Origin of the sequence: Pseudomonas fluorescens (assembly GCF_030344995.1) — a bacterium.
Lineage (GTDB): Bacteria > Pseudomonadota > Gammaproteobacteria > Pseudomonadales > Pseudomonadaceae > Aquipseudomonas > Aquipseudomonas fluorescens_BF.
On the sequence record NZ_CP128260.1, the window covers coordinates 2,107,898 to 2,128,328 of the forward strand.

The 20,431-nt window shown below is 60.2% G+C and carries 20 protein-coding genes and 1 pseudogene; 14 read left to right on the forward strand and 7 right to left on the reverse strand.

Annotation, left to right across the window (positions count from 1 at the left end):
• Nucleotides 1-225 precede the first annotated feature (225 nt).
• The 3 genes from brnQ to QR290_RS09600 all read left to right on the forward strand — a co-directional run bounded on the left by brnQ (nt 226) and on the right by QR290_RS09600 (nt 2,828).
• The gene (brnQ, locus tag QR290_RS09590; RefSeq protein ID WP_115077040.1) at nt 226-1,539 is read left to right on the forward strand and encodes a branched-chain amino acid transport system II carrier protein; all 1,314 of its coding nucleotides are present in this window, start codon (nt 226-228) and stop codon (nt 1,537-1,539) included.
• A 150-nt stretch (nt 1,540-1,689) separates the two neighbouring features.
• Nucleotides 1,690-2,427: a DUF599 domain-containing protein gene (locus QR290_RS09595; RefSeq protein WP_011333121.1), complete on the forward strand. Its 738-nt coding sequence runs from the start codon at nt 1,690-1,692 to the stop codon at nt 2,425-2,427.
• Entirely contained in the window at nt 2,427-2,828 is a 402-nt protein-coding gene (locus QR290_RS09600; protein ID WP_085682945.1) for an MAPEG family protein, read from the forward strand. The genes QR290_RS09595 and QR290_RS09600 overlap by 1 nt, the downstream gene beginning before the upstream one ends.
• 78 nt (nt 2,829-2,906) lie before the next feature.
• Here QR290_RS09600 and QR290_RS09605 read toward each other — a convergent pair whose 3' ends face one another.
• A complete protein-coding gene (locus tag QR290_RS09605; protein ID WP_011333123.1) occupies nt 2,907-3,143 on the reverse strand; it encodes a hypothetical protein in 237 nt (78 codons plus the stop codon).
• Between the two features lie 158 nt (nt 3,144-3,301).
• Between QR290_RS09605 and QR290_RS09610 the strand changes: the two genes are divergently transcribed.
• The 4 genes from QR290_RS09610 to QR290_RS09625 all read left to right on the forward strand — a co-directional run bounded on the left by QR290_RS09610 (nt 3,302) and on the right by QR290_RS09625 (nt 7,010).
• Entirely contained in the window at nt 3,302-3,778 is a 477-nt protein-coding gene (locus QR290_RS09610) for a PaaI family thioesterase (protein ID WP_289204783.1), read from the forward strand.
• Nucleotides 3,775-4,227: a PaaI family thioesterase gene (locus QR290_RS09615; protein ID WP_007959014.1), complete on the forward strand. Its 453-nt coding sequence runs from the start codon at nt 3,775-3,777 to the stop codon at nt 4,225-4,227. The genes QR290_RS09610 and QR290_RS09615 overlap by 4 nt, the downstream gene beginning before the upstream one ends.
• An 81-nt stretch (nt 4,228-4,308) precedes the next feature.
• On the forward strand, nt 4,309-6,213 hold the full coding sequence (gene htpG / locus QR290_RS09620) for a molecular chaperone HtpG (protein WP_289204784.1): 1,905 nt from the start codon (nt 4,309-4,311) through the stop codon (nt 6,211-6,213).
• Nucleotides 6,214-6,281: 68 nt separating this feature from the next.
• Nucleotides 6,282-7,010, forward strand: a complete 729-nt coding sequence (locus QR290_RS09625; protein ID WP_039769796.1) for a dienelactone hydrolase family protein — start codon at nt 6,282-6,284, stop codon at nt 7,008-7,010.
• A gap of 213 nt (nt 7,011-7,223) precedes the next feature.
• Here QR290_RS09625 and QR290_RS09630 read toward each other — a convergent pair whose 3' ends face one another.
• Together QR290_RS09630 and QR290_RS09635 are read right to left on the reverse strand one after the other, a co-directional pair.
• Nucleotides 7,224-8,090 carry a pirin family protein gene (locus tag QR290_RS09630; RefSeq protein WP_289204785.1) on the reverse strand — a complete coding sequence of 289 codons (867 nt, stop codon included), beginning with the start codon at nt 8,088-8,090 and terminating at the stop codon, nt 7,224-7,226.
• A 62-nt stretch (nt 8,091-8,152) separates the two neighbouring features.
• The gene (locus QR290_RS09635) at nt 8,153-8,569 is read right to left on the reverse strand and encodes an OsmC family protein (RefSeq protein WP_007959010.1); all 417 of its coding nucleotides are present in this window, start codon (nt 8,567-8,569) and stop codon (nt 8,153-8,155) included.
• Between the two features lie 128 nt (nt 8,570-8,697).
• Here QR290_RS09635 and QR290_RS09640 point away from each other — a divergent pair.
• A pseudogene (locus tag QR290_RS09640) lies at nt 8,698-9,753 on the forward strand (amidohydrolase family protein).
• Nucleotides 9,754-9,883: 130 nt separating this feature from the next.
• Nucleotides 9,884-11,509 (forward strand): methyl-accepting chemotaxis protein, encoded by a 1,626-nt coding sequence (locus tag QR290_RS09645; protein ID WP_289204786.1) that lies wholly within the window; start codon nt 9,884-9,886, stop codon nt 11,507-11,509.
• A 61-nt stretch (nt 11,510-11,570) separates the two neighbouring features.
• Here QR290_RS09645 and QR290_RS09650 read toward each other — a convergent pair whose 3' ends face one another.
• The 3 genes from QR290_RS09650 to purM are packed head-to-tail and all read right to left on the reverse strand — an operon-like array spanning nt 11,571 to nt 14,001.
• A complete protein-coding gene (locus tag QR290_RS09650) occupies nt 11,571-12,284 on the reverse strand; it encodes a DUF3108 domain-containing protein (protein ID WP_085699349.1) in 714 nt (237 codons plus the stop codon).
• Between the two features lie 8 nt (nt 12,285-12,292).
• On the reverse strand, nt 12,293-12,943 hold the full coding sequence (purN, locus tag QR290_RS09655; RefSeq protein ID WP_289204787.1) for a phosphoribosylglycinamide formyltransferase: 651 nt from the start codon (nt 12,941-12,943) through the stop codon (nt 12,293-12,295).
• Nucleotides 12,943-14,001, reverse strand: a complete 1,059-nt coding sequence (gene purM, locus QR290_RS09660) for a phosphoribosylformylglycinamidine cyclo-ligase (protein WP_007950393.1) — start codon at nt 13,999-14,001, stop codon at nt 12,943-12,945. Before purM ends, purN begins: the two co-directional genes overlap by 1 nt.
• Before the next feature lie 374 nt (nt 14,002-14,375).
• Between purM and QR290_RS09665 the strand changes: the two genes are divergently transcribed.
• The 5 genes from QR290_RS09665 (at nt 14,376) to QR290_RS09685 (ending at nt 19,048) form a co-directional block, all read left to right on the forward strand.
• The gene (locus tag QR290_RS09665) at nt 14,376-15,434 is read left to right on the forward strand and encodes a DUF2066 domain-containing protein (RefSeq protein ID WP_115077047.1); all 1,059 of its coding nucleotides are present in this window, start codon (nt 14,376-14,378) and stop codon (nt 15,432-15,434) included.
• Between the two features lie 35 nt (nt 15,435-15,469).
• A complete protein-coding gene (locus QR290_RS09670; RefSeq protein WP_115077048.1) occupies nt 15,470-16,543 on the forward strand; it encodes an AI-2E family transporter in 1,074 nt (357 codons plus the stop codon).
• Nucleotides 16,544-16,753: 210 nt separating this feature from the next.
• Nucleotides 16,754-17,458, forward strand: a complete 705-nt coding sequence (gene hda / locus QR290_RS09675) for a DnaA regulatory inactivator Hda (RefSeq protein WP_007950396.1) — start codon at nt 16,754-16,756, stop codon at nt 17,456-17,458.
• A gap of 214 nt (nt 17,459-17,672) precedes the next feature.
• The gene (locus QR290_RS09680) at nt 17,673-18,293 is read left to right on the forward strand and encodes a C40 family peptidase (protein WP_007950397.1); all 621 of its coding nucleotides are present in this window, start codon (nt 17,673-17,675) and stop codon (nt 18,291-18,293) included.
• 218 nt (nt 18,294-18,511) lie between these two features.
• Nucleotides 18,512-19,048: a C40 family peptidase gene (locus QR290_RS09685; protein WP_011333136.1), complete on the forward strand. Its 537-nt coding sequence runs from the start codon at nt 18,512-18,514 to the stop codon at nt 19,046-19,048.
• Nucleotides 19,049-19,113: 65 nt separating this feature from the next.
• Here the strand turns inward: QR290_RS09685 and QR290_RS09690 are convergent, their stop codons facing one another.
• Nucleotides 19,114-20,427 carry a PQQ-dependent sugar dehydrogenase gene (locus tag QR290_RS09690; RefSeq protein WP_289204788.1) on the reverse strand — a complete coding sequence of 438 codons (1,314 nt, stop codon included), beginning with the start codon at nt 20,425-20,427 and terminating at the stop codon, nt 19,114-19,116.
• Between the last annotated feature and the right edge of the window lie 4 nt (nt 20,428-20,431).

Consider the following 20,431-nt stretch of genomic DNA (forward strand, 5'->3'; position numbering starts at 1 on the left):
TAACATGCAAAAACGCGACACGGAAACGTCGCGTATCGGATAGTTCGCCCTCTAACAGTGCGTTTGTCAGGCAAATTCGTTAGGCTAGCAGCCATTTTTGCGTCTGCCGCCCACAAGGCATGCAACGCGCTAAACGGGTCAGTCTTATACGGATTGACAGCATTTCCCTAACCCCACAGGGAAATCCCCCTCTAAATTCCGATTCAGTAGTGTGGTATTTCCTTAATGAAAGTTTTGAAAGGTCAGGACATCCTGGCACTTGGCTTTATGACATTCGCCCTGTTCGTCGGGGCCGGCAACATCATCTTCCCGCCTATCGTCGGTTTGCAGTCCGGGCCAAACGTCTGGATAGCGGCGCTGGGCTTCCTGATCACGGCAGTTGGTTTGCCGGTGGTCACCGTGGTCGCACTGGCCAAGGTCGGTGGCGCAATGGATGCCCTGAGCAGCCCGATCGGCAAGGTCGCTGGCGGCGTGTTGGCGGCGGCTTGCTACCTGGCAGTCGGCCCGTTGTTCGCCACCCCGCGTACCGCGACCGTTTCCTTTGAAGTGGGCCTGGCGCCGCTGACCGGCGAGAGCCCGCTGGCACTGTTCCTCTACAGTTCGGTGTACTTCCTGCTGGTGTTCTTCATTTCGCTCTACCCTGGGCGTCTGCTGGACACCGTCGGTCGTTTCCTCGCGCCGCTGAAGATCATCGCCCTGGCCGTACTCGGCATCGCCGCGTTCGCACTGCCGGCGGGTGACATCGGCGTGGCCACTCCGGAATACGTTGCGGCACCGTTCTCCCAAGGGTTCATCAATGGCTACCTGACCATGGATACCCTTGGCGCGCTGGTGTTCGGCATCGTCATCGTCAACGCGATCCGCTCCCGTGGCGTCGAGTCGCCGGCGCTGATCACCCGTTACGCGATCATCGCCGGGTTGATTGCCGGTGTCGGTCTGGCGCTGGTGTATGTCAGCCTGTTCCGTCTGGGTTCCGGCAGCCATGAAGTGGCGGCGGGCGCAACCAACGGTGCGGCGGTACTGCATGCCTACGTTCAACACACCTTTGGCTCTCTGGGCAGTGGCTTCCTCGCCGTGCTGATTTCCCTGGCGTGCCTGGTGACGGCGGTCGGCCTGACCTGCGCCTGTGCCGAATACTTCAGCCGCGTACTGCCGCTGTCGTACAAGACCCTGGTAATCATCCTGGCGGCGTTCTCGCTGCTGGTGTCCAACCTGGGCCTGACCAAGCTGATCGCGTTCTCGATCCCGGTGCTGACCGCGATCTACCCGCCGTGCATCGTGCTGGTCGCCCTGAGCTTCTGCAGCGCGTTCTGGCATGAGCAGAGCCGCATAATGGGCCCGGTAATGCTGGTGTCGTTCGTGTTCGGCACCATCGACGCGCTGAAAGGCGCCGGTCTGGCTGACTGGATGCCATCGCAACTGGCCCACCTGCCGCTGAGCGAGCAAGGTCTGGCGTGGCTGGTGCCGTGCGTGATGACTCTGGTGGTTGCCGTGGTTTGCGACCGCCTGCTGGGCAAGCGCGCCGAAGCACTCGCCTAAGATTGCCGGACCGCCACAAGCGGCCCCGAGCGATTAAACAGAAATGCCCCGTATCAATCGATACGGGGCATTTTTTATGGGCTTCAGGCAGTGTCTTTTTCCCTCGACTAGCGTCGAAGGGGAGCCGAAATCTTCATCACAGGGAATTGCATGTCGTTCATCCAAGCCAACCTGATCCACCTGCTGGCCGCGCTCTGGTTTGTCATCTGCTGGGGCGGTTACACCCGCTATGCCACCTGGAAGGGCCGTGACACCGCGTGCCTGGCCAGCGTGCTGCACCTGTACCGCGAAGACTGGATGCGCCGCATGCTGTTGCGTGACAACCGTATCGCCGACGCCAGCGTGATCGGTAACCTTGAGCGCAACGCCTCGTTCTTCGCCTCCAGCACGCTGATTATCCTGGCGGGCATTCTGACCGTGCTCGGCGCATCCGAGCGTGCGGTGTCGCTGCTGGCGGACATTCCGATGGTGCAACAGGCCTCGCAGGGCATGTCGGAGATCAAGTTGCTGTGCCTGGCGCTGGTGTTTGTGTATGCCTTCTTCACATTCAGCTGGTGCATGCGCCAGTACAACTTTGCCGCGATCCTGGTCGGCTCGGCCCCGATGATCGGTGAGCGGCAAGTCTCGGAGCAGGAGCGCAAGGCTTTCGCCTCACGGGCGGCGCGGGTGATCTCGATGGCGGCCAACCAGTTCAACTTCGGTCTGCGTTCCTATTACTTCGGAATGAGCATGCTGGCGTGGTTCGTCAGCCCGTGGCTGTTCATGTTGATGAGCGCCGGCGTGGTACTGGTGTTGTATCGCCGGGAGTTTCATTCCGACGTGCTCGATGTAATGGTCTATACCCCTACAGAGGCGCCATTGCCCGAAGCGAACAAAGAGGCTGCTTGATGAGTATTCCGTTCTGGTGTGTGTTTATCAGTGCATTGTTGATCTACGTGGCGCGCATGCCGGTCGGCAAGGCCATGAAAGAGCAGGGCGGTTACAACAACCATCTGCCGCGTCAGCAGCAGGCGCAACTCACCGGTTACGGAGCCCGGGCGCTGGCGGCGCATCAGAACAGCATCGAAGCCTTCATCCTGTTCGCCGTTGGCGTGCTGATGGCGCATACCACGCAGACGGCGGGATGGCTGATCGATACATTGGCGATCATCTTCGTGATCTCACGAATTCTCTATCTGTGGTTCTACCTGGCGGATATTCCCACGCTGCGCAGTCTGGTCTGGCTGGTCGGCTTAGTGTGTTCATTGTTGCTGATGATTAGTCCGACTTTTAGAACTGTCTTGCTCTAAGCCGGCATTGGCAAAAAATGACAGGCAAAAGAAAACCCGCACTTGGCGGGTTTTCTTTTTTGGCTATCGAGAAGCGACTTATTGCTTCTTGGCAGCTTCTTCTTGCGCTGCAGCGTTCGATTCGGCCTGATCTTTGGCGGCTTCGGCGTTTTCTTTCGCCGCGTCGTTCACTTTATCCTGAGCTTCATTCATTTTTTGCTGAGCTTGTTCAGCATGTTGGTTGGCATCTTGAGCTTTGTCCTCGGATTTTTTATCGCAGGCAGCGAGACCGAGGGAAGCGGTCAACATCAAGGCAATAGCTAAAGTCTTACGCATGGGGTGTTTCTCCTTATGGAAAATAACTACTGGCCTTAAGAGCTCAGGCCCAAGGGTTAAGTTCCTCATTTCTTTCAGATATATAAGTTTGTTTTGCAATGGAACTTTTGCTGTTCTTTCCACTACGGCGAACAGTGATTAACAAGAGTAATTATCAAATGGCCGAAAACCCCGTTTTTGAGCGTGCGACACGGTTTCTCTCGGCCTTGCGCCACTGTCAGGTGCTGGGATTGAAGGTGCACAGCGCAAGTAACGAAGGCCTGACGGTGGTGCTGCCGTACAGTGCGCAAATCGTCGGTAATCCGCTGACCGGTGTGGTCCATGGCGGGGCGATCACGTCGCTGATGGACACCGCGTGCGGCATGTCGACCTTGTGCGTTCTGCCGGAATTCGAAGTCTGTCCGACCCTCGATCTGCGCATCGACTACATGCACGCCGCCGAACCGAATAAAGACGTGTATGGATTCGCCCAATGTTATCGAGTCACCACTGATGTGATCTTCGCTCGCGGCTTCGCCTATCAGGATGATCCCGAGCAACCGATTGCCCATGTCGTCGGCACCTTCATGCGCATGGGCAAGGGCCTTAAAGGCACCAAAGGCTTTGGTGGCGCGATCAAGGGAGAAAATTCATGAGTGATGATTTCAAGCAGCAGCTGCAAGAGGCGCACGAGAAGGGTGACTACGCGCCGCTGCTGAAACTGATCCCCTACGCCGGACTCATCGGCGTCGAGTGCTCGCGGGTCGGTGATGACTTGCTGTTCAAGCTGCCGGCAAACAAGGACAACATTGGTAACCCATTATTGCCGGCGATCCACGGCGGGGTGATTGCCGGGTTCATGGAGCTTTCAGCGGCCCTGCATTTGCTGATTTTCACCGGTGCGCCCGGTGTGCCGAAGATTATCGATTTCTCCCTCGATTACCTGCGGGCCGGGCAGTTTCGCGATACCTGGGCCCGGTGTCAGGTCTGCCGTCAGGGCCGGCGGGTGGCCAACGTCGCGGTCACGGCCTGGCAAAGCACCGAAAGCGAACCGATTGCCACCGCCCGCGCGCACTTCAAAATCGATGAGCCCTTGAAATCCTGAAGCACGCCCCCAACTCACAGAACAACCCGCCGCCGACCAGCAAGGTCGCGGCCAATGCCATCTGATTGGAGTTTGATGACCATGAGTGTGGAAACTCAAAAGGAAACCCTGGGCTTCCAGACCGAGGTGAAGCAACTGCTGCACCTCATGATCCATTCGCTGTATTCCAACAAGGAAATCTTCCTTCGCGAATTGATCTCGAACGCCTCCGACGCCGTCGACAAATTGCGCTTCGAAGCCCTGGCCAAGCCTGAGTTGCTCGAAGGTGGCGCTGAACTGAAAATCCGTGTGAGCTTCGACAAGGACGCCAAGACCGTCACCCTCGAAGACAACGGCATCGGCATGAATCGCGACGATGTGATCACCCACCTGGGGACCATCGCCAAATCCGGCACCGCCGATTTCATGAAAAACCTGTCGGGCGATCAGAAGAAAGACTCGCACCTGATCGGTCAGTTCGGTGTGGGTTTCTACTCCGCATTCATCGTTGCCGACCAGGTTGACGTGTACAGCCGTCGCGCCGGCACCGCTGCCAGCGAAGGCGTGCACTGGTCGTCGAAAGGCGAGGGCGAATTCGAAGTCGCCACCATCGACAAGCCAGAGCGCGGCACCCGCATCGTCCTGCACCTGAAATCCGGTGAAGACGAGTTCGCCGATGGCTGGCGTCTGCGCAACATCATCAAGAAGTACTCCGACCACATCGCGCTGCCGATCGAGCTGCCGAAAGAAGTCGCCGCTGCTGAAGGCGAAGAGCAGCCTGCGCAAGAATGGGAAACCGTCAACCGCGCCAGCGCCCTGTGGACCCGTCCTCGCACCGAAGTGAAAGATGAGGAATACCAGGAGTTCTACAAACACATCGCCCACGACTTCGAAAATCCGCTGTCGTGGAGCCACAACAAGGTCGAAGGCAAGCTCGAGTACAGCTCGCTGCTGTACGTGCCGGCCCGCGCACCGTTCGATCTGTACCAGCGTGAAGCGCCGAAAGGCCTGAAGCTGTACGTACAGCGCGTGTTCGTGATGGATCAGGCCGAGTCGTTCCTGCCGCTGTATCTGCGCTTCATCAAGGGCGTGGTCGATTCCAACGACCTGTCGCTGAACGTGTCGCGGGAAATCCTGCAGAAAGACCCGATCATCGACTCGATGAAGTCGGCGCTGACCAAGCGCGTGCTGGACATGCTGGAAAAACTGGCGAAAAACGAGCCTGAGCAATACAAGGGCTTCTGGAAAAACTTCGGTCAGGTCATGAAAGAAGGCCCGGCCGAAGATTTCGCCAACAAGGAAAAAATTGCCGGTCTGCTGCGTTTCGCATCGACCAACGGCACCGATGGCGAGCAGGTCGTCGGTCTGGCCGAGTACCTGGCGCGCGCCAAGGAAGGTCAGGACAAGATCTACTACCTCACCGGCGAAACCTACGCGCAGGTCAAGAACAGCCCGCATCTGGAAGTCTTCCGCAAGAAAGGCATCGAAGTGCTGCTGCTGACCGACCGCATCGACGAGTGGCTGATGAGCTACCTCAGCGAGTTCGACGGCAAGAACTTTGTCGACGTCGCGCGTGGTGACCTGGACCTGGGCAACCTGGACTCGGAAGAGGACAAGAAGGCCGCAGAAGAAGTCGCCAAGTCGAAAGAAGGTCTGGTCGAGCGTCTGAAAACCGCACTGGGCGATTCCGTTGCCGAAGTCCGGGTTTCCCATCGCCTGACCGATTCGCCGGCCATTCTGGCCATCGGCGAACAGGACCTGGGTCTGCAAATGCGTCAGATCCTCGAGGCCAGCGGGCAGAAGGTGCCGGATTCGAAGCCGATCTTCGAATTCAACCCGAGCCACCCGCTGATCGAGAAGCTCGACAACGAGGCCAGCGAAGATCGCTTCAGCGACCTGTCGCACATCCTCTTCGATCAGGCCGCCCTGGCGGCTGGCGACAGCTTGAAAGACCCGGCCGCTTACGTGAGCCGCCTGAACAAGCTGCTGGTCGAGCTGTCCGCTTGATCAAACTGTAGAAAAACCCGCTTCGGCGGGTTTTTTCATTCTGGTGTTCAACCAATCAGGAGTCAGAAATGAGCCAAGTCACTGTACGTTCCGTGGTCTATCAGATTGACGGCCAGCCTTATGAAGGTCGCCTGGCGTTCGACGCCGAGCACAAAGGCGCGCGTCCGGGTCTGTTGATGGCGCCGAACTGGATGGGTGTCAGCGCTGGCGCTGAAGAGATCGCCAAATCGGTGGCGGCCAAGGGGTATGTGGTGCTGATCGCTGACGTGTATGGCCAGGCCGTGCGTCCGCAGAATGCCGATCAGGCCGGTGCGGCGATGATGCCGCTGAAGAATGACCGCGCGCTGCTGCGCAAGCGTATGCAGGCCGCGTTCGAACAATTGCAGAAGCAGGGCGAGGCAGCGGTCGATACCTCGAAACTGGCGGTGTTCGGTTTCTGCTTCGGCGGCTGCTGTGCGCTGGATCTGGCCCGCACCGGTGCGGCGGTGAAGGCGGCGGTATCGTTCCACGGGACGCTGGATTCGCCGAACCCGGCGGACGCGAAGAACATCAAGGGCTCGGTGCTGGTGCTGCACGGTGCTTCCGACCCGCTGGTGCCGAAAGAGCAGTTGCCGGCATTCGAGGACGAGATGAACGCCGCCGGTGTGGACTGGCAGTTGCTGAGCTACGGCGGCGCGGTGCACTCGTTCACCGATCCGCACGCCAATGTACCGGGCAAGATGATGTACGACGCGAAGACTGCTGCGCGGGCGTTCAAGTCGATGCATGACTTGCTGGAAGAAGTGTTCAAGGGCTGAGGCCTAAGGAGCAAAAGCCCTTCACCCTAACCCTCTCCCAGAGGGAGAGGGGACTGACCGTGAGTTTCTCGAGAGTTGCATCGACCTGAAAGTGAATCACCGAATCCATAATCGACTCGTTCTTTCAGGTCGATGTATGACGCAAGACACCACGGTCGGCCCCCTCTCCCCCCGGGAGAGGGCTGGGGTGAGGGCAGCCCGGCATGGCGCGGTCTAGCGTGGTAGCTCGATCCGCTCGACCTCTCCCGGCACCGTCGGCCAATCCCCGGCCGCCCACTTGCGCCGCGCCTCATCGATCGCCGCCGGATCGCTCGCAACGAAGTTCCAGTTGATCCGCCGTGGCCCGTCCAGTGGCGCACCACCGAACAGCACTGCATGGCTGTCGCTCTCGGCAAACAGGCTCATCTCTTCCCCGGCCGGCAGCACCACCAGCGCTTGGGGTTCGACCGCTTCGCCATCCAGCTGCACATCACCACTCAACACATACAGCGCCCGCTCTTCATGCTCGGTCGGGATCAGCAGCGTGGTCGCGGTCTGCATCTTCAGTTCGGCATAGAGCGTAGGAGAAAGCACTGGCACCGGTGATTCCAGACAAAAGCCTGACCCGGCAATCATGCGGATCTGCACGCCGAGGTTATCGCTGACCGGCAATGTCGAGGCCGGGTGATGGCTGTAATGCCCGGGGCCTTGCTCGTGCTCCTTGGGTGAGGCGAGCCAGATTTGCAGGCCGTGCATCTTGAAGTTTTGTGCCCACAGCGGTTCAGGCGTGCGCTCGACGTGAGCGATCGCCGTGCCGGCCGTCATCCAGCTGACATCGCCAGCGTTGACCACCTGGTCCGAACCTAGGCTGTCCTTGTGCTGGATCTGCCCGTCGAACAAATACGTGAGGGTCGACAGACCGATGTGCGGGTGCTGTCGGATATTCATGCCTTTGCCCGCCGGATAAACCGTTTCGAGCATGTGGTCGAAAAACACGAAAGGCCCGACGCTGCGGCATTTGGCTGACGGCAGCGGGCGCAGGATCGGCTGGCCTTCGACGTCTTCGGCGCGCGGGCGGATGATCAGGGGTTGGGTGTCCATGTTCCATTCCAGGCTTGGCGGGTTGATGCGTGGAGCATAACCCGCCGGTGTCGTCGGGGTGATTACTGGCTGTCGAAGCCGACTGGCGCGTGGGTTTCGATGGTGACTTCGCTGGTGGTCATCAGCTTGTGGATCGGGCAGCGATCGGCAACGCGCAGCAGTTCTTCGCGCTGGGCATCGGTGAGCACGCCCTTGAGGGTGAGGGTCACGTGCAGCGCGTATTTGCCTTTCTGTTCCTGGCTGTTGTCGCGTTTGACCTCAACGCCGACGCCGGTCAGCGGGATGTCCTTTTTCTTCGCGTACAGCTTCAGGGTCAGGGCCTTGCAGGCGCCGAGGGCGGCGTCGAAGTAATCGTGCGGCTCTGGAGCCGAGCCTTCGCCGCCGGCAGTCGTCGGGACATCGGCGAACAGTTCATGCTCATCGATCTGTACGGTGTGGCGAAAACCTTCGGCGGACACGGTATTGACGGTAACGGTCATGTGAACCTCGCAAGCTGTAGGAAAAGGGATTCGATCAAAAAAGACCTTGCAGGTATAGAGCATTCCCACACAGGCGCGTTCCACTTTCTTGCCGGGTGAACCCTCGTTGCCCGGCGAGGGTCTAGGCTATGCCTGTCTGCCGGAGAATGCTTGTGTCCGTGTTTCGTTTGAGCCTTGCCTGCCTGATGGTTTTTACCGGCGCCGCCAGTGCCCGGGATTACACCTACAGTGACGCGCACCTGCATTACGTAGATTTTTTCCAGGAAACCGCCGGCATGCCGAAATTGCTGACGGCCATGAAGGAAAACTCCATCGAGCACGTGATGATTTCCGGCATTCCCGTGGCGAAGAAGTGGCACGAAGACGAGCCGAAGCGTCCGCGCTACTACGCCGGCGATGACGCCGATGCCTATTGGTACAGCGCGACTGACGTGATCGTCGCCGACGCGGTGCAGAAACTGACGCCGGAGCAACGCCAGTACTTTCACCCGTTTCTTTCAGGCTTCAACCCCAACGACAAGAACTCTGCCGCGCACATCCAGCGCATGCTCGATCTGTATCCCGGCTTGTGGCAGGGCATCGGCGAAGTCTTTACCCGTCACGACGACTTGACCGCGCTGACCTCCGGTGACACGCCACGCGCCAACAACGAAGCCATGACCCGTATCTATCACCTGGCTGCCGAAAACGATCTGCCGGTGATGCTGCATTCCAACATCACCTCCAAACGTGAGAAGAATCCGCTGTATCTGAAGGAAATCGAAGAGCCGCTGCGCAATCATCCGCACACCCGGTTCATCTGGGCCCATGCCGGCACCAGTGCCGAAATCCATCGTCATCAGACGCAGCTGGATTTTCTGCTGCCGACACTGACGCGAATGCTGTAGGCGTACCCGAACCTGTTCATTGATCTGTCGTGGAGCCTGCTGACGCCTTATCTGATGGACGAAAAGGGCCAGCCGCGAGCCGAGTGGGTGCAACTGGTGGAGCGCTATCCGGATCGCTTCATGATCGGTTCGGACGTGGTCGGACGATTCAACAAACTCGGTAAGGAAATTCACGGATTCAAGCCGTTTCTCGACGCCTTTCCCGAGGCCGTCGCGAAAAAAGTCGCACGGGACAACTTCCTGGCGATCTTGCCGCGAACAGCGCTCAAGTCCGGCAAACCCGCGCTGAATCGTTAATGCCGAGGGTTCGAAGTATCAAGGCTATTTGATATCACGTTTTGGTCTTACGCATTTTTCCAAAGGGCCGATACCTTCTAGAGCAACCAGCTGCAGGGTTGATGCAGCGCTTTTGGAAGGAACCAGAGCAATGAGTATCCGTAGTCTCAATATTGCGCCCCGGGCCGGGCTGGGTTTTGGCGTGCTGGCGCTGATGGTGTTTGCCCTTGGGGCGTTTGCCCTGCTGCAGATGTCGAACATGCGCGCGCAGTCCGACGAGGTCGACAATAACTGGTTGCCCAGCGTGATGGCGGTGGGCGAGATGAGCCAGGACATGTTGCGCCTGCGCGCGCTGACCATGCGTCTGTTGCTCAATCGAGATCCGCAGGCGCTGGATCAGAATGTGGCCAAGCTCAATGATTTGCGCGGTGTGCTGAGCGAGGCCCAGCAACGTTACGACATCCTGATCGTGCTGCCCGAAGAGCGCGCGCTGTTCGACCGCTTCAAGGTCGCTGAACACAAATATCTGGAGCTTCAGGCGCAGGTGATGACTTTGTCTGCTCAGGGACGAGTGGAAGAGGCGGCCGCCATTCTCAACGGACAAATGAGCCCGCTGGCGGATGATATTGCAGTGACCCTGCGTGAACTGGTCGAGCTGAACAAGCACAACGCCAACCTCGCCACTGAGGCCGCACGGCTGGTGTTCACCAATTCCCGGGTCTGGGTCGGGGTGATGATCGGCATCACCGCGCTGATCACCATCGCTTTGGCGTTGTTGCTGACCCGCAGCATCGTGCTGCCGCTGTCGCAATCGCTCAATGTCGCGGAAGTGGTGGCCGGCGGCGATCTGACCGGGGACATCAGCATTTCCGGCAAGGACGAGCCAGCGCGGCTGCTGCACGCGCTCAAGAGCATGCAGCACAACCTGCGCGACACCATCCGCCGAATCTCGGAGTCCTCCAGTCAACTGGCTTCGGCATCGGAGGAGTTGAGTTGCGTCACCGAAGACGCGACGCGGGGTCTGCACCAGCAGAGTCTGGAAATTGAGCAGGCGGCCACGGCGGTCAATCAGATGACCGCTGCCGTGGAAGAGGTGGCGAGCAATGCCGTCGCGACTTCCGAAGCTTCCCGTGAGTCTGATCGCATTGCCCAGCATGGTCGCGAGCAGGTTCAGCAGACCGTCTCGTCCATCGAGTTGCTGGCGGACGATGTCACCGCCAATGCCACGCAGGTGGAGGATCTGGCGCAGAAGGTCTACAGCATCAGCAAGGTGCTGGATGTGATCCGCTCGATTGCCGAACAGACCAATCTGCTGGCGCTGAACGCGGCGATAGAGGCTGCGCGGGCGGGGGATGCCGGACGGGGTTTTGCGGTGGTGGCGGACGAAGTGCGGGCGCTGGCCCATCGCACTCAGCAGTCGACGCAGGAGATCGAGCAGATGATTGGCGGCATCCAGCAGGGCACCGATTCGGCAGTCAGCTCGATGCAGCAGAGCAACGTCCGGGCGCGTTCGACGCTGGAGCTGGCGAAGGCCGCTGGCGTAGCGCTGGAGGAAATCGCTTCGGCGTTTACCTTGATCAACGAGCGCAATCTGGTGATCGCCAGCGCGTCGGAAGAGCAGGCGGCCGTGGCGCGGGAAGTGGACCGCAACCTGATGAACATCCGTGATCTGGCGATGCAGACTTCGGCGGGGGCCAATCAGACCAGTGCGGCGAGTCAGGAGCTGTCGCGGCTGGCGGTGGATCTGAACAGCATGGTCGCCAAGTTCTCGGTTTGATCAGCGTTCGACAGGCGAAAAAAAGCCCCGCGTTTGCGGGGCTTTTTGATGTTGCGTCGGATCAGCTGCCTTTGACAGTTTTGCCGTTGACCGTGCCGTCGAGGAGCATGATGTTGTACTCCTTGCCGTCGGTTTCGACCTGTTGCAGGCGAACCAGCAGGTAATCCCAGTCCTTGGCGAACCACAGGACGGTGATGCGCTTGCTTTGTGTTGGATCGCGGACGCGCTCGACCTTGATCGCATCGATCTGGCCGGCCTTGGTTTCGACTTTTTCCGAACCCAGCACGCGGAAGTCGTAGGTATCGACTTCGCCATCATCGACCACCTGATAGCTCATGCTTTTCTTGCCGGCAGCCACGTCATGCTGCAGCGCCAGTTGATAGGTGGATTTGTCGACCATGCCGCGGTTGAGCGGGATTTTCACCGCGTCGCCGCGGTCGGTGCCGGTCACCAGCTTGTTGGCCCAGTCGAAGTCCAGGTCAGCCTTTTTCGCCTTGCCCAGACCACCGCGTTCGAAGTGGTAGGACTGTGGCAGCAGGGTGTCCTTGTCCAGGGTCAGGGTGCTTTCCTCGGACAGGCTGGCAATCATCATCGACGCCTTGAAGCTGAGCTTCCAGACGCCGTTGGCTTCCTTGGTCAGGCTGCGCGAAGCGGTGCCGCTCATGGGCAGTTGCTTCCAGTCGGCGGTGTAGCTGGCGGAGAACGGTTGAAGGTCTGCCGCCTGGGCGAAAGGCAGGGCGAGCAGAGCGCAAGCGAAGAGCAGGGCGCGACGCATAAAATCTCCTAGTTTCGAATCAAGTGACCGCTGGCCCCGAGTAACTGGCCATCCAGTAAAGCACCTTGCTCGCCGAGGCTCAGCCGTCCTTCGGCGAACCAGCGTACGGCCATCGGGTAGATCAGGTGTTCCTGAACGTGAACCCGTTGCGCCAGACTTTGCGGCGAATCGTGCAACTCTACCGGTATTACTGCCTGTACGACCAGTGGTCCGCCATCGAGTTCCCCGGTGACGAAGTGCACGGAGCAGCCGTGTTCGGCGTCGCCGGCTTCCAGCGCGCGCTGATGAGTGTGTAACCCTTTGTATTTGGGTAGCAGCGACGGGTGGATGTTGAGCAGGCGACCCTGGTAGTGACGGACGAAGTCAGCGCTGAGAATGCGCATGAAGCCGGCCAGTACCACGAGTTTGGGGTTGAATTCGTCGATCAGTTCGATCAGGGCGGTATCGAAGGCCTCGCGGCCCTCGAATCCCTTGTGATCCAGCGAGCGGGTGGCGATACCCGCGTCACTGGCGCGTTGCAGGCCGTAGGCGTCGGCGCGGTTGGAAATCACCGCAGCGATGCGGACCGGGCTGTCGCCGGTCCGCGTGCTGTCGATCAGGGCCTGCAAGTTACTGCCGGTGCCGGACAGCAGCACCACGACATCACAGGTGTTTGGCATCAGTGAGCCTTGAGGTTCTTCAGTTCGACCTGAGCCGCGCCTTCGGCAGCGACAGCGATCTGACCGATGACCCAAGGCTGCTCGCCGGCGTCACGCAGGGTGTTGAGGGCAACTTCAACGTGTTCCTGAGCCACGCAGATCACCATGCCCACGCCGCAGTTCAGCACGCGGTGCATTTCGGTTTCGTCGACGTTGCCTTTCTCTTGCAGCCAGTCGAAGACGGCCGGGCGGTTCCAGCTGGCCACGTCAACCACGGCCTGAGCGCCTTTTGGCAGAACGCGCGGGATGTTGTCCAGCAGGCCGCCACCGGTGATGTGGGCCATGGCCTTGACGGCGCCGGTGTCCTTGATCAGCTTGAGCAGCGGCTTCACGTAGATGCGGGTCGGGGCCATCAGCAGTTCGGTCAGCGGCTTGCCGTCGAGCTGAACGGTTTCGATGTCGGCACCGGACACTTCGATGATCTTGCGGATCAGCGAGTAGCCGTTGGAGTGCGGGCCGGACGATGGCAGGGCGATCAGGGCGTCACCGGTGGCGACTTTCGAGCCGTCGATGATTTCGGCTTTTTCCACGACGCCGACGCAGAAACCGGCCAGGTCGTAGTCTTCGCCTTCGTACATGCCAGGCATTTCAGCGGTTTCGCCGCCGACCAGCGAGCAGCCAGCCAGTTCGCAGCCTGCACCGATGCCGGTGACCACGGTGGCCGCTACGTCGACGTTCAGCTTGCCGGTGGCGTAGTAGTCGAGGAAGAACAGCGGCTCTGCGCCACATACCACCAGATCGTTGACGCACATGGCGACCAGGTCCTGGCCGATGCTGTCGTGCTTGTTCAGGTTCAGCGCCAGGCGCAGCTTGGTGCCGACGCCGTCAGTACCGGAAACCAGCACCGGCTGTTTGTAACCGGCCGGGATCTCGCAGAGGGCGCCGAAACCGCCCAGGCCGCCCATGACTTCCGGGCGCGCAGTGCGCTTGGCGACGCTCTTGATGCGTTCGACCAATGCTTCACCGGCGTCGATGTCTACACCGGCGTCCTTGTAGCTCAGGGAGGGTTGCTTGCTCATGATCCAGGCCTTTAGGGGAGGGGATTCAGGGGTAACGACCGAGTTCAGCGGGAACGCCGAATCCGACAGGGGCGATTGCCTCACGCGAAGTTCGGGGTGCCCGGCTGTTGCCGGTCTGCGAAGGCGCGCGATTTTATCAGGCTTGAGGGGCAGCGGCCATCCTCACGCCGACGGGCAGGGGCATATCGGTGGAAAAATTTTGCAATTGACGCTGTGGGCGACATCACGGGTGCCTGTATAAGGAACCGTCTATCGTTAGGACTGTGCAAAAACTTACCGACCGCGTGTGAATGTTTTGCGACGGCCTGTGGTCACAGGCTTGCAGAACGGTTCACGCGGCCTGTTCCAGCCGCTCTTGTCGACGGGAATTCTCCATGCGTTTTTGTAAATTGCTGTTAGTGGGTGGCTTGTCTCTGATCAGCCTGGCGAGCCAGGCCGAAAATCTCAAAAGTCTTTATCAGGTGCGCGAACCGGTCACTGGCCAGTCGCCAGAGGAGCGGGATCGCGCCACCCAGGCCGCGCTGGATACGCTGGTGCTGCGCCTGACCGGCGACCCGAAAGCCCCGCAGAATCCGGGGCTGGCGCCGGTTCGCAAGGATCCGCAGCAGATCATCAGCCAGTTCGGTTTCGATGCCGGGCCGCCGGAAGTGCTGAAAGTCGATTTCGATCCGGGAACCACCGAGCAGGCGTTGCGCCGCGCGGGGCTGGCGCTGTGGGGGGCCAACCGGCCCTCGATCCTGAGCTGGTGGCTGAACGATTCGACCGAGGGCTCGAGCCTGGTGGGCGACGGTCAGGCCAGTGCCGCACCTTTGCGTCGCGCCGCCCAGCACCGTGGGTTGCCGTTGCGCCTGCCGCTGGCGGACTTGAGCGAGCAATTGGTCGCCACGGCACCCGCGCTTGAAGGTGCTGACCCGGCCCCTTTGCGCAACGCTTCCGAACGCTACAACGCAGACGCCTTGCTCGCCGTGCATGCCCGCGAAGACGGCGGGCAATGGCAGGCCAAATGGCAATTGTGGCTTGGCGATAAAAAAGAGGCGGGCAACGTGCAGGGCGCGGATCAGGCCGCAGTGGCGGATGCAGTGATGCTGGCGGTGACTGAACGGCTGGCGCCACGCTTTGTGGCCAAACCGGGCACGTCCGGCCAGCAGACCCTGGAAGTGCAGGGCATGAATCTGGAGCACTACGCGACGCTGCTGCGGTTACTCGAACCGTTTGGCGTGCGTCTGCAGAGTGTCGATGCCGATCGCATCCTGTATCGGGTCAACGGCAGTGCCGATCAGCTGCGAGCGCAGTTGTCGCTGGCGAAGTTGCAGGAACTGCCGGCCGAGGCGCCCGCTCCGGTGGCTGCGCCGCAACCTGCGGTCGCCGGTGCGCCGCCAGTCGCTGCGCCGACACCGACACCAGCTGCGCCGTCGTTGCGGTTCCGCTGGTAGGTTTTCTTTCTTATATATAAGCAATGGAGTGTCACATGGGCGATACGCGGCGTTGGTTCTGGCTCGGTGGGGTGCTCCTGCTTTGCGCGTTTGTCTGGTTGCTGCATCCGATTCTCACGCCGTTCCTGGTGGCGCTGCTGCTCGCCTACCTGTTCGATCCGCTTGTCGATCGTCTGGAGCGTCTGGGGCTGTCGCGCACCTGGGGTGTGATCGCGGTGTTCGCCTTGTTTACCCTGATCGTCACCGCGTTGTTGCTGGTGCTGGTGCCGATGCTTGCCAAGCAATTGCTGCGGCTGTACGAACTGGCGCCGCAGATGCTCGACTGGTTGCAGCACACCGCTGTGCCATGGGCACAATCGAAACTGGGGCTGTCGGACGGCTTCTGGAAGTTCGACAAGGTCAAGGCAGCGATCAGCGAACACATGGGCCAGACCACCGATATCGTTGGCGTAGTGCTGAGTCAGGCAACGGCCTCGAGTCTGGCGCTGATCGGCTGGCTGGCGAATCTGGTGCTGATCCCGGTGGTGAGCTTTTATCTGCTGCGCGACTGGGACGTGATGATGGCCAAGATCCGTGGCCTGTTGCCCCGTGATCGCGAAGAGCGCGTGGTGGCGCTGGCGGGTGAGTGCCATGAAGTGCTGGGCGCGTTCGTGCGCGGGCAGTTGCTGGTGATGCTGGCGCTGGGCGTGATCTATGCGGCCGGTCTGATGATTGTCGGGCTGGAGCTGGGTCTGTTGATCGGTCTGATCGCGGGGCTGGCGGCGATTGTGCCGTACATGGGGTTCGTGATCGGCATCGGTGCGGCGCTGATTGCCGGGTTGTTCCAGTTTGGTGGTGATCTGTATCCGATGATCGGAATCGTGGCGGTGTTCATGGTCGGTCAGGCACTGGAGGGTATGGTGCTGACGCCCTTGCTGGTGGGGGACCGGATCGGTCTGCACCCGGTGGCGGTGATCTTCGCGATTCTGGCCGGTGGCGAGTTGTTCGGCTTCACCGGTGTGCTGCTGGCATTGCCGGTGGCGGCGGTGATCATGGTGCTGGTGCGACACGTCCACGATCTGTACAAGGATTCCGACATCTATAGCGGGGTGGATGAGCCGGAGTTGTAATCGGGGCACGCGGGCTGCCCGGTGGATTGCCGGGTTGGCCCGTCTCATGCAGGCCATGGCGCCAAAGAAACTGTCATAAAACCAGCACGTTAACGCAAACCTTTGATTTTGCTTGGGGTCTGTCGCATTGTGCGCTCCGCTTCACGGGTATAAACTTCGCTCACTTTACACAGAGGCCACTAACGGTTCCTTGGGAACTGTTCAGTCAGCATGAAACCGATTCAGCTGCCCCTAGGTGTGCGTCTGCGTGACGACGCCACCTTCATCAACTACTACCCAGGCGCCAATGCCGCTGCACTCGGCTATGTCGAGCGTCTATGCGAAGCCGACGCTGGCTGGACCGAAAGCCTGATCTATCTGTGGGGCAAGCACGGGGTAGGGCGTACGCATCTGTTGCAGGCCGCGTGCCTGCGCTTCGAACAGATGGGGGAACCGGCGGTGTACCTGCCGCTGGCCGAGTTGATGGATCGCGGCATCGAAATTCTCGACAACCTCGAACAGTACGAACTGGTCTGTCTGGACGACTTGCAGGTGATTGCCGGCAAGGCGGACTGGGAAGAGGCGATGTTTCATCTGTTCAACCGTCTGCGTGACAGCGGCCGGCGTCTGCTGATCGCTGCCTCGACCTCGCCGCGTGAACTGCCGATCAAACTCGCCGACCTGAAATCGCGCCTGACCCTGGCGTTGATCTTCCAGATGCGTCCTCTCTCCGATGAAGACAAGTTGCGTGCCCTGCAATTGCGCGCATCCCGCCGTGGTCTGCACCTGACCGATGAAGTCGGGCATTTTATTTTGACTCGCGGTACCCGCAGCATGAGCGCGCTTTTCGATCTGCTGGAGCAGCTTGATCAGGCCTCTTTGCAGGCTCAGCGCAAGCTGACCATTCCCTTCCTGAAAGAAACCCTGGGCTGGTAAAACCGGGGCTTTCAGCCGGTTTCGGCATATTTCAGGCGCCAGAAAACCCGCTTTCCTGTGGGTTGCACAGGCTGCGTCTCGATTCAAATAGGCTTAAGCGCTTAGATGTTAACGAGAAACCGAGAAGTCACAAAAAGATCGATTGAATTTGCAAATGAGGCTGATAGCGGGCATAGTCTCGGCTTCTTTACAACTATCAGCCACGGTCGTGCCCATGCTAAAGCGCTTCGCACCCCTCGTGCCTCTCGCACTCGTCACCCTGTTGTTCGGTTGCGCTGCTCATTCACCTGTTAATCAAGAGCAGCAACAACAGGCTAAAAATTCTGCCACCGCCCAGTCTTCCGTTATTTACCAGGAAGAGCTGGACACCGAAAAAGAACTCGCCGACTTCAACGGCAAGAAGCCTTACCAGCTTCCGGTTCTGGCCGACAGCATCCTCGAACGCGGCATGTCCCTGATCGGTACCCGTTACCGTTTCGGCGGTACCTCTGAAGCCGGTTTCGATTGCAGCGGTTTCATCGGCTACCTGTTCCGCGAAGAAGCCGGCATGAACCTGCCGCGCTCCACCCGCGAAATGATCAACGTTGATGCGCCGCTGGTTTCGCGCAGCAACCTCGAGCCGGGCGACCTGCTGTTCTTCGCCACCAATGGTCGTCGCGGTCGTGTGAGCCACGCCGGGATCTACCTGGGCGACAACCAGTTCATCCATTCCAGCTCTCGTCGCAGCGGCGGTGTTCGCATCGACAGCCTGGGCGACAGCTACTGGAGCAAGACCTTCATCGAAGCCAAACGTGCTTTGGCGAACGCTCCAACCGTGGTTACCGCTCGCAAGTAATCACGCCTTTGTCGCCACGCTCGTGGCGACAAGCGGTCCTTCAGGGGCAATAGACTTAAACTTTACAAGGTGAAGTTAAAGTCTTACTTGAAGTTTGCCGCGTAGCCGCTAGAATCCTGATCTATATTGATGGCAAACCGCCTGCGTCCCAACGCAGGCGGTTTTGTTTTCTGTCGAATCGGCAGTAAAAGCCGCAGCCAGATCAGGATGTTCTGCTTATGACGATGTCGGCCCGCTTTGCCCTGATGTTTTTCGCAGCGCTGCTCAGCGCTTGCGCCAGCCGCACTCCGCCGCCTGCGCCGGTGGTTCGCGCTCCGATCGTGTTCGGATCCTCCCAGGCCTTTTCACCCGCTGCCGAAGACGTGCTGTTCCGCGCGCTCGGGCTGGTGGGCACGCCTTATCGCTGGGGCGGCAATACACCGGATTCGGGCTTCGATTGCAGTGGTTTGATCGGTTTTGTCTACCGTGATGCCGCCGGTATCAGCCTGCCGCGCTCGACCCGCGAGATGATCGTCATGCAGGCGCCGAATGTCGGCAAGGAAGGGCTGCAAACCGGCGACCTGATCTTCTTCGCCACCAATGGCGGCTCTCAGGTCAGTCATGCGGGGATCTACGTCGGGGAAGGGCGCTTCGTTCATGCGCCGGCCACTGGCGGCACGGTGAAGCTGGATAGCCTGTCGAAAGCGTATTGGCAGAAAGCCTATCTGAGCGCCAAGCGTGTTCTGCAGCCAGAGCATCTGGCGCATAACCCGTAATCCGGATACATAAAAACCCGTGGGAGCTGAAGGGCTCCCACGGGTTTTTTAATGCCTGCAATACATTAGCGGGTCGCTGACACCCGCCACACCTTGTTACCCACGTCATCCGCCACCAGCAACCCTCCTTGCTGGTCGATCACCACGCCAACCGGGCGACCCAAAGCGTTCTCGTCCTTGTCGAGAAAACCGGTCAGCACATCCACTGGCTTTCCGCTTGGCTTGCCAGCGGCGAACGGTACGAAGATCACCTTATAGCCACTGTGCGGCTTGCGGTTCCATGAGCCGTGCTGACCGATGAATGCGCCTTCCTTGAACTGCGCCGGCAGGCGATTGCCTTCGGCGAAGGTCAGGCCCAGTGACGCGGTGTGCGGGCCGACGGCGTAGTCGGGGGCGATGGCCTTGGCCACCATGTCCGGGCGCTGTGGTTCCACGCGCACGTCGATGTGCTGGCCGTAATAGCTGAACGGCCAGCCATAGAAGCCACCGTCCTTGACCGAGGTGATGTAGTCCGGCACCAGATCGCTGCCGATTTCGTCGCGCTCGTTCACGGCTGTCCATAGCGCGCCAGATTGCGGCTCCCAGGCCAGACCGTTGGGGTTGCGGATGCCCGAGGCGAAGATCCGGTGATTGCCGGTGGCGCGGTCCACTTCCCAGATCGCCGCGCGACCTTCTTCCTGATCGAGGCCGTTTTCGCCGACGTTGCTGTTCGAGCCGACGGTGACGTACAGCTTGCTGCCGTCCTTGCTGGCGATGACGTTCTTGGTCCAATGATGGTTGAGCGTCCCGCCCGGCAGATCGACGACCTTGATCGGCTGGCTCTTGATTTCGGTCGCGCCGGGTTCGTAGTTGAAGCGCAGCAGGCGATCGGTATCGGCGACGTACAGATCGTTACCGACCAGGGTCATGCCGAACGGCGAATTGAGGTTCTGCAGGAACACCGTGCGGGTCTCGGCCACGCCGTCATGATCGGCATCGCGCAGCAGGGTGATGCGGTTCGGGCTCGGTACGCCGGCACCGGCACGGCCCATGACTTTCTTCATCACCCAGCCGCGAATGCCCTTGCCGTCCTCAGGTTTGGGCGGGGCGTTGGTTTCCGCCACCAGCACGTCACCGTTGGGCAGTACATACAGCCAGCGTGGGTGATCGAGGTTCTCCGCGAAGGCTGCCACTTGAGTACCTGCCGCTGCCGTTGGTTTGGCGCCGGCCGGCCAGCCGATGGCCGGGGCGATATTCACCGTCGGGATCAGGGTCTTGTTCGGTTCGGGCAACTTGGGTGACGGGCCGGTGCCGTCGGAGACTTGCAGGCTGGAGGATTCACCACAGGCGGCGAGCCCTCCGGCGAGCACGATGACGAAAACGAGCTGGGGCTTGCGCATTGCT